Genomic DNA, 7,733 nt, shown 5'->3' on the forward strand with positions numbered 1-7,733 from the left:
GGAGATGGTGGGGCGGTCGGTGCGGGTCGTTTCTGACGGCGCCGCGGGTGCGGCGACCGCGCGGTGGGTCAGATCCAGGTGGGGAGGACTTCCTCGACGTAGCGGGCGCCGTAGCCGCCCGTCGGCAGGATCTCGGCGATGGCGTTCAGGTCGGCCTCGGTGAGGGTGAGGCCGGCGGCGGCGGCGTTCTCCTCCATGCGTTGCGGGCTGCGGGTGCCGGGAATGGGCACGATGTCGTCGCCCTGGGCCAGCACCCACGCGAGCGCGAGCTGAGCGACGGTCGCGTCCTTGGTCGCGGCCAGCTCCGTGAGCCGCTGGACGGCCTCCAAGTTCTTCTCGTAGTTGCCCGGCTGCCAGCGCGGGTCGCTGTTGCGCAGATCGGTGGAGTCGTACTGGCCGGCGGGCTTGGCGGTGCCGGTGATGAAACCGCGGCCCAGCGGGGAGTAGGCGACGAAGCCGATGCCCAGCTCCCGCAGGAGCGGGAACAACTGCTCAACCTCCCGCTCGAACAGGGAGTACTCGGTCTGCAGGACGGAGACCGGCTGGACGGCATGCGCGCGGCGGATGGTCTGGGGACCGGCCTCGCTCAGCCCGAAATGCTTGACCTTGCCCGCCTCGACCAGTTCCTTGACGGTGCCCGCCACGTCCTCGATCGGCACATCGGGGTCCACGCGGTGCTGGTAGAACACGTCGAGCTGGTCGACACCGAGGTAGCGCAGGCTGTTGTCGGCGACCTTGCGGATGTTGTCGGGGCGGCTGTTCAGCCCGGCGGGCCGTCCGGTGCTCATGTCGAAACCGAACTTGGTGGCCAGGACGACCTCGTCGCGGACGTCCTTGAGCGCCTTGCCGACCAGGATCTCGTTGGAGCCGGTGCCCCAGCCGTACAACTCTGCGGTGTCGAAGAAGGTGACGCCCAGGTCGTAGGCGCGCCGGATGGCGGCGACGCCCGCCTGCTCGTCCCCGGGACCGTAGGCCATCGTCAGGCCCATCGATCCGTAGCCGATCGCCGAGACGGCCAGGCCCCGGCTGCCCAGAGTGCGCTGCTGCATGGAGGATCCCCTCTCAGGGGCAAAACCAAACCGTTTGGTATTGACGTTCCACACCATACTCCGCGCGCTCGCCGGGTCAAACCGGATGCTCCGGATCACTAAGGTGAATGGCATGGCCAGCACCGACTCCACCCGCGACCGGATCGTCGCCGCCGCCCGCGCCGAGTTCGCCCGGTACGGGATCGCCGGCGCCCGGGTGGATCGCATCGCCAAGGCCGCCCGCAGCAGCAAGGAACGCGTCTACGCCTACTTCCGCAGCAAGGAGGAGTTGTACGCGTTCGTCGCGGCACGGGAACTGGTGGTCGCCGCCGAGGCCATCCACCTGGATCCCCGTGACCTGCCCACCTATGCCGGGCAGATGTTCGACCACTTCACCGCCCACCCCGACCGCCACCGCTTCATCGCCTGGGGACGCCTCGAACTGCCCCCCGACACCAAACCAGCCGGTACGGACCCATTGGGCGCCGAACAGCCCTTCCTCGCACCGACCGACACACGACCGGCCGACACCGATCCAGCCGAGCCCTCTGCGATAGCGGAGTCTGCGGGTGCCGGGCCTGCCAGGGGCCAGTCAGCTAAGGCCGGGGGCCAGTCGGTCGAAGCCGGGGGCCAGTCGGTCGAGGGCCGGAGTGGTGGTCGTGGGCTCAGCCCTTATCGCCGGGCCATCCTCGGCAAGATCGAGAAGATCCGCCGCGCCCAGCAGGCCGGCGACCTCGACCCGAGCTGGGACCCCGTCGACATCATGGCCCTGATCTCCCAGATCGCCAACACCTGGGCCGACCAGTCAGAGATCACCTCCCTGGCCCCGCAGGCCGCCGCCGACCCCACCCTCGCCGCCCGCCGCGCCGCCGTCGTACGCGCCGTCAGCGTTCTCTTCCCGCCGACCCAGCGGCCGGGAACCACCGCGTAGACCGCTTTCCACGACCGCGACCCCGGCGGGTTCGAGGATGAGTTCGTCGCCGGCGTCGAGTACGCGGCCGGTCAGGAGGTCCGTCCCCCGCCGGTCGAGGCGCAGGGCCGCCTCGCCGTCGCCGTGGTTGAGGAGGAACAGGAACGCCCGGTCACCGGTGCGGCGTTCGGCGACCTCCACGCCGGCGGGCGCCGCATGGACGGGCCGCACGCCCGCGCGATCGAGCACGCCGCGCACGAGAGTCTCGAAGCTGTCCTGGTCAAGGCGGGTACCGAGGTAGACGGCACGCCCCGCGCCGAGGGAGTTGTCCAGGACGGCCGGCTGACCTGCGAGGTAGCCGTCGGCGTACTCGGCCACGACCTCGCCCCCCTCGGCGACCAGGTCGTCCTGCCAGCGGGTGGCCGTCGCCGCCCCGATGAGGCTCTGGCCGGCGACCGGGCGGACGGTCACCGCCGAGGGCGAGTACCTCCTGCCAGGAGCGGGTGCCCGTGCCGCCGTGCGGCAACATCGCCGAGTGGAACTTCTCCTGACCGTGGCGCGCCTGCCGCCACTGGAAGAACATGATCGCGTCAGCGCCGCGCGCCACCGCCTGGTAGGACCCCAGCCGCATCCGTCCCGGCCGCTTGACCAGGTTGAGCGGCCACTGGCTGACCGCGCCGGCCGCCTGCTCCATCACCATCCACGGGTCGCCGCCACGCAGGGACCGCATCAGGTCGTACTGCAGCGCGGCAGTGATCGGCATCGACGGGCTGGAGGCGGGCACCTATGTCTCGCCCCGGCTCACCACGGTCGCGGTGGACATGGACGCGGTAGCCGCGGCGACCGTGGAGATCGCTCTCAAGCTGGAGCGCGGGGAGGCGTCCGGCTCCCGGCTGCCGCGCAGGACCGTCCGCCCCCGGCTCGTGGCCCGCGAATCCACCTGAGTGGTCCGCGAATCCGCCGAGGTGGTCCGCGAATCCACCTGAGCGATCCGCGGATCCGCCTGAGTGGCCTGCGGATCCTCCTAAGTGGTCCGCGGATCCACCCGGACCCACCTGGCCTCAGTTGGAGGAGGCGACGCCGGCCTGGGTGAGGTGGAGGTGGGCGTAGCGGCCGTCGGCCGTCAGGAGTTCGGCGTGCGTGCCCTGTTCGACGACGCGGCCGCGGTCGAGCACGACGATCCGGTCGGCCTGGCGCACCGTGGACAGCCGGTGCGCGACGACGAGGGTCGTACGCCCCCGCATGAGCCGGGCCAGCGCGTCCTTGACGAGTTCCTCGGACTCCGAGTCCAGCGCGGAGGTCGCCTCGTCCAGCAGCAGGATGCGCGGATCGCGGACGAGCGCCCGCGCGATCGCGAGCCGCTGCCGCTGCCCGCCGGACAGCCGCGCGCCACGCTCCCCCACCACCGTGTCCCAGCCCTGCGGCTGGTCCTGGACGAACGCCCACGCGTTGGCGTCGCGCAGCGCCTGGGCGATCCGCTCGTCGGAGACCTCCGGCAGCCCGTAGGCGATGTTCTCGCGGATGGTCCCCTCGAACAACACCGACTCCTGCGGTACGACCGAGACGAAGCGGCGCACCGTACGCAGGTCGAGCTCCTGAATGTCGGCGCCGTCGAGCAGGATGCGGCCACCGGTCGGGCGGACGAAGCCGAGCACCAGGTTGAGCAGTGTCGACTTGCCCGAGCCCGACGAGCCGACGAACGCGACCGTCGTCCCCGAGGGGATGTCGAGGTCGATGCCGTGCAGGGCGTCCTCGTCCGCTCCCGGGTAGCGGTGGGAGGCGCGTTCGAGCCGGATCGCGCCGTCCACGGCGCCGACGACCCGCTTGCCCTCGTTCTGCTCCAGGTCCGGCTCCTGGATGACCTCGGCGATCGACCGGATCGACTCCACGCCGCGCGCGGCGACCGGGATGAGCAGGAGCAACTGGGTGAGTCCCTGGGTGAGCAGCGCGAAGTAGCTCGACAGCAGCACCACCTCGCCCGCGGTGATCGGCAGGAAGCCGGTGAGGGAGAACACCGCGGCCAGGACCAGGCAGCCGACCCCCAGGAGCTGCATCGTCACCCAGGACAGGGAGGCGACGTGCCCGTTGAGCATGTCCAGGTTCAGGCCGGCCCTGCGCACGCCGTCGGCGCCGTTGGCGACGCGGGTGACCGCGGTCTCCTCCAGGCCGTGCGCGCGCGTGACGGGGATCAGCGACGCCATCTCGCCGACCCGGGCGGCCAGCCCCTCCATCTCGCGGCGCAGGGCCTCGTTGCGGCGGCGCGAACGCCGGCCGAGCACGGTGCGCAGTACGAGGGCGATCGGGACCGTCAGCGCGTACACGGGCAGGAACTGCGGCACGGCGATCGCGGTCATGGAGATCGCGCCGATGAGGACCATGGTCGCCGACAGCAGCGGGTGGGTCACCTGCTGGAGCATGAGCTCGACGTTCTCGACGTCGCGTACCATCTTGTTCTGCACGATCGACGAGCTCACCCGCGTGTGGTAGCCGATCGACAGGCTCTGCAGCCGCGCGGCCAAGGCGTTGCGCAGGTCGGCGCCGAGGTCGCGGACGACCGTCATGAAGTTGCGGGTGTAGACGATGTGGTTGGGATAGTTCTGCAGCAGCAGGACGCCCGCGAGCGCGAACCACCACAACACGGAGGTCACGGTTCCGCCGTCGGCGACGACGTCGATGATCGCCGCGGTGATGACCGGCAGGAACCAGAGCGGGATCTCCTTCAACGCGAAGGCGAGCAGCGCGAGTAACATGCGACCGGGACGGCGCGCGAGCAGCCGGCCGACGGATCGGGCCGGATGGGCGCCGTCGATCAGGACGGAGACGTGGAACGGGGACTTCACGGCTGGCGGGTCCTTTCTCACCACTGCGATCGGCCGCGGAATGCGCCGAAAGCGGCGGGATCATGCAACCACACGCCCCCCGGCTCAGCCGCTCGGGGGCGGCTCGTCAGGCGCGGTGAAAAGATCCCTCAGGCGCCGCGAAAAAAGATCCCTCAGGTGCCGTGGAAAAGGTCCCTCGGGTGCCGTGGAAAGGGCCCCTATGGGTGCGTGCGCACGACGGCCCAGACGGTCCGCCCGCACGGGAGGACGGGGATGACGCCCCACTCCTCGGAGAGCATCTCCACCAGCAGCAGCCCGCGCCCGGACACGTCCTCCAGGCAGGGCTGCCGGATCGTGGGCTCCACTTCGTACGCGCCCTGATCGGTCACCTCGATACGCAGCCGGCCGTCGTCGAGTTGCAGGCCGCACGAGATGACGTCGCTGACGCTGTGCACGAGCGCGTTGGTGACGAGTTCGCTGGTGATCAGCTCGACGGTGTCCGCGGCGTCCTGTGAGACGGAGTGCCGCAGCAGCCACTCCACCGTCCTGTGCCGTGCCTTGGCGACAGAGGTGCCGTGCATGGCCAGTACGAAGGCCTCGTGCAGGACACCGGTGTCCATCGGTGGCACGGGTCAGTCACCGCCGTTCCCTTGTCTCATCCGCTGCGGGTATGTGCACCACTATGCGCTATGAGATCTTCTCCACACAAGGTTCACTATGATAATTTCATAATGGAATCTACGCCCCCGCTTGGATCGCGCCGTCATGTGCACGGCCGCGTTCGGAGCAGTACACAGAGGTGAGGCGCGGCCTGTGACTCAGGGACAGTCGGTGAACGCCGCGACCGTCCGGTTGCTGGTGCTCGGCAGGCGGCTGCGCGACCTGCGTGAGGCGGCGGGCAAGTCGCTGGAGGACGCCGCCACGAGCCTGGGGCTCAGCGTGCTGGCCATCCGCCGCATCGAGCTGGGCCAGGTCAAGTGGAAGCTGCCCTACATCAAGATCCTGCTGCAGGAGTACGGCGTCCAGGGCGAGGAGGCCCAGGCCTTTCTCACGCTGACCAAGGAGGCCAACCAGCCGGGCTGGTGGCACCGCTACCGCGACGCGCTGCCGGAGTGGTTCCGGGCGTTCGTCAGCCTTGAGGAGGAGGCCTCCCTCATCAGGGCGTACGAGCCGCACTACATCCCCGGCCTGCTCCAGACCGAGGACTACGCGCGCGCCGTGTTGCGCGCCGGGCTCGACGACCACGAGGAGATCGAGCGCCGGGTCTCCCTGCGCAAGGAGCGCCAGCGGCTGCTGACCCGCCCGGGCGCTCCCGACCTCTGGGTGGTGATCGACGAGACCGTGCTGCGCCGGCCGATGGTGCCGCCCGAGGTGATGCGCGGGCAGATCGACCACCTCATCGAGGCCACGACGACGCTGCCCAACGTCAAGCTGCAGGTGATCCCGTTCGCCCTGTGCATCCACGACGGCATGTACGGGCCCTTCCACCTCTTCCGCTTCCCATTTCCTGAATTGCCGGACATCGTCTACCTCGAGAACGCGCTCGGCGCGGTCTACCTGGACCAGTACCCCGACGTGACGGCCTTCCAAGAGGCTCTGGACCGGATGAGCGCGCAGGCGCTCCCACCTCAACGCACCGAGGCGTTCCTCGGTGACATCCGCAAGGAGATCGGGGCATGAAGCACATACCCAACGCCGCCCGGCATCTGGGCGCCGATGGCTGGCACAAGCCGTGGAGTGGTCACAACGGCGGCTCCTGCGTGGAGATCAAGTCACTGGCCGACGGCCGGTTCGCGCTGCGCCAGTCGGAGGAGCCCGACGGCCCGGCCCTGCTGTTCACCGAGACCGAACTCGACGTTTTCGCGCACGGCTGGGCTCCGCACAAGACGGTCGTGCGGGCATCCTGATCCACCCGGCCGTGGCCGCCCGCCGCCTCGGCGGCGGGCCGCCCCGCCATGCGGTACCCACCGGGGGCGTACAGGCCCGGCGTCTCCGGTGTCCCTTTGCGGGCCGTTTCTGAAGGAGGAAGTTGCGACATGGCCGGGGATGCGGATTGGACGAAGCGCGGGCTCGACTACGAGCCGCCGCACATTGACACCAGCAAGGCGCACTCGGCGCGCGTGTACGACTATTTCCTCGGAGGCAAGGACAACTACCCGCCCGACAGGGAGGCCGCCGAGCAACTGCTCAAGGCCGTGCCCTCCGCGCGGACGTCGGTGCGGCAGAACCGTATGTTCCTGCACCGGGTCACCCGGTACCTGGCGGCAGAGCACGGCGTGGACCAGTTCCTCGACATCGGCACCGGCATCCCCACGTCGCCGAACCTGCACGAGATCGCGCAGCAGGTCAACCCGGCCGCGCGGGTCGTCTACCTCGACGACGACCCCATCGTGCTGGCGCACGCCCACGCCCGGCTGACCAGTTCCCCCCAGGGGCAGGTGGCCTACATCCACGCGGACATGCGCGAGACCGAGGCGGTCCTGGCCAAGCCCGACCTGACCACGACCCTGGACCTGAAGCGGCCGGTCGCGTTGTTCATCCTGTCCACGCTGCACCTGATCCCCACCCAGGAGGAGACGATCGACCTGCTCCGGCGCTACATGTCGGCGCTGGCCCCCGGCAGCTTCCTGGCCCTGTCGGTGAGCACCAACGACCACACCCCGGCCACGGGGAACCAGGCGCAGTCGGTGCTCAAGACGCACGGCATTCCCGTGCTGGCGCGTACCAAGCCGCAGGTGGAGGAGCTTTTCGACGGCATGGAGCCGATCGAGCCCGGTGTGACCCTGGTCCACCGGTGGCGGCCGGACGCGGAGTCGGAAGAGGTGCGGGCCTCGGAGGTCGGCCTCTACTGCGGGGTGGCACGCAAGCCGTGACGGCAACCGCTAGCCCCGTTTTCCGCATGTGAGTGATCTTCAGCGGAGGTCTCGTGGATCGATGTCAAGAAGATCCAGGAGGTGGAGTTGGAGGTCGGTGGGT

The 7,733-nt window shown here is 69.8% G+C and carries 8 protein-coding genes and 2 pseudogenes; 5 read left to right on the forward strand and 5 right to left on the reverse strand.

The window, feature by feature from the left end; all coding sequences use genetic code 11:
- Positions 1–68 precede the first annotated feature (68 nt).
- Positions 69–1,049: an aldo/keto reductase gene (locus AB0I81_RS52375; protein ID WP_360675353.1), complete on the reverse strand. Its 981-nt coding sequence runs from the start codon at positions 1,047–1,049 to the stop codon at positions 69–71.
- A gap of 112 nt (positions 1,050–1,161) precedes the next feature.
- Between AB0I81_RS52375 and AB0I81_RS52380 the strand changes: the two genes are divergently transcribed.
- A complete protein-coding gene (locus AB0I81_RS52380; protein ID WP_360675356.1) occupies positions 1,162–1,959 on the forward strand; it encodes a TetR family transcriptional regulator in 798 nt (265 codons plus the stop codon).
- Between the two features lie 18 nt (positions 1,960–1,977).
- On the opposite strand, the pseudogene AB0I81_RS52385 reads toward AB0I81_RS52380, so the two are convergent.
- A pseudogene (locus AB0I81_RS52385) lies at positions 1,978–2,409 on the reverse strand (beta-galactosidase trimerization domain-containing protein); the annotation flags it as partial.
- A 61-nt stretch (positions 2,410–2,470) separates the two neighbouring features.
- A pseudogene (locus AB0I81_RS52390) lies at positions 2,471–2,668 on the reverse strand (beta-galactosidase); the annotation flags it as partial.
- Here AB0I81_RS52390 and AB0I81_RS52395 point away from each other — a divergent pair.
- Complete coding sequence (locus AB0I81_RS52395; RefSeq protein WP_360675359.1) at positions 2,583–2,882, forward strand: substrate-binding domain-containing protein; 300 nt, start codon at positions 2,583–2,585, stop codon at positions 2,880–2,882. The pseudogene AB0I81_RS52390 and the gene AB0I81_RS52395 sit on opposite strands and share 86 nt — an antisense overlap.
- A gap of 117 nt (positions 2,883–2,999) precedes the next feature.
- Here AB0I81_RS52395 and AB0I81_RS52400 read toward each other — a convergent pair whose 3' ends face one another.
- Positions 3,000–4,778: an ABC transporter ATP-binding protein gene (locus AB0I81_RS52400; RefSeq protein WP_360675362.1), complete on the reverse strand. Its 1,779-nt coding sequence runs from the start codon at positions 4,776–4,778 to the stop codon at positions 3,000–3,002.
- 197 nt (positions 4,779–4,975) lie between these two features.
- The gene (locus AB0I81_RS52405) at positions 4,976–5,377 is read right to left on the reverse strand and encodes an ATP-binding protein (RefSeq protein WP_360675365.1); all 402 of its coding nucleotides are present in this window, start codon (positions 5,375–5,377) and stop codon (positions 4,976–4,978) included.
- Positions 5,378–5,588: 211 nt separating this feature from the next.
- Here AB0I81_RS52405 and AB0I81_RS52410 point away from each other — a divergent pair, with 211 nt between their 5' ends.
- The 3 genes from AB0I81_RS52410 to AB0I81_RS52420 all read left to right on the forward strand — a co-directional run bounded on the left by AB0I81_RS52410 (position 5,589) and on the right by AB0I81_RS52420 (position 7,630).
- Complete coding sequence (locus AB0I81_RS52410) at positions 5,589–6,437, forward strand: helix-turn-helix transcriptional regulator (RefSeq protein ID WP_360675368.1); 849 nt, start codon at positions 5,589–5,591, stop codon at positions 6,435–6,437.
- Positions 6,434–6,664, forward strand: coding sequence for a DUF397 domain-containing protein (locus tag AB0I81_RS52415; protein ID WP_360675371.1), 231 nt, complete (start codon positions 6,434–6,436; stop codon positions 6,662–6,664). The genes AB0I81_RS52410 and AB0I81_RS52415 overlap by 4 nt, the downstream gene beginning before the upstream one ends.
- Positions 6,665–6,793: 129 nt before the next feature.
- Positions 6,794–7,630, forward strand: coding sequence for an SAM-dependent methyltransferase (locus AB0I81_RS52420; protein WP_360675374.1), 837 nt, complete (start codon positions 6,794–6,796; stop codon positions 7,628–7,630).
- Positions 7,631–7,733 lie beyond the last annotated feature (103 nt).

The organism is Nonomuraea sp. NPDC050404 (genome assembly GCF_040655495.1).
In the GTDB taxonomy this organism is placed as follows: Bacteria; Actinomycetota; Actinomycetes; order Streptosporangiales; family Streptosporangiaceae; genus Nonomuraea.

Excerpts from the sequence above, each read along its gene's own strand:
- AB0I81_RS52375 (WP_360675353.1), bottom strand. The coding sequence starts at position 1,049 with ATGCAGCAGCGCACTCTGGGCAGCCGGGGCCTGGCCGTCTCGGCGATC.
- AB0I81_RS52420 (WP_360675374.1), top strand. The coding sequence starts at position 6,794 with ATGGCCGGGGATGCGGATTGGACGAAGCGCGGGCTCGACTACGAGCCG.
- AB0I81_RS52380 (WP_360675356.1), top strand. The coding sequence starts at position 1,162 with ATGGCCAGCACCGACTCCACCCGCGACCGGATCGTCGCCGCCGCCCGC.
- AB0I81_RS52405 (WP_360675365.1), bottom strand. The coding sequence starts at position 5,377 with ATGGACACCGGTGTCCTGCACGAGGCCTTCGTACTGGCCATGCACGGC.
- AB0I81_RS52415 (WP_360675371.1), top strand. The coding sequence starts at position 6,434 with ATGAAGCACATACCCAACGCCGCCCGGCATCTGGGCGCCGATGGCTGG.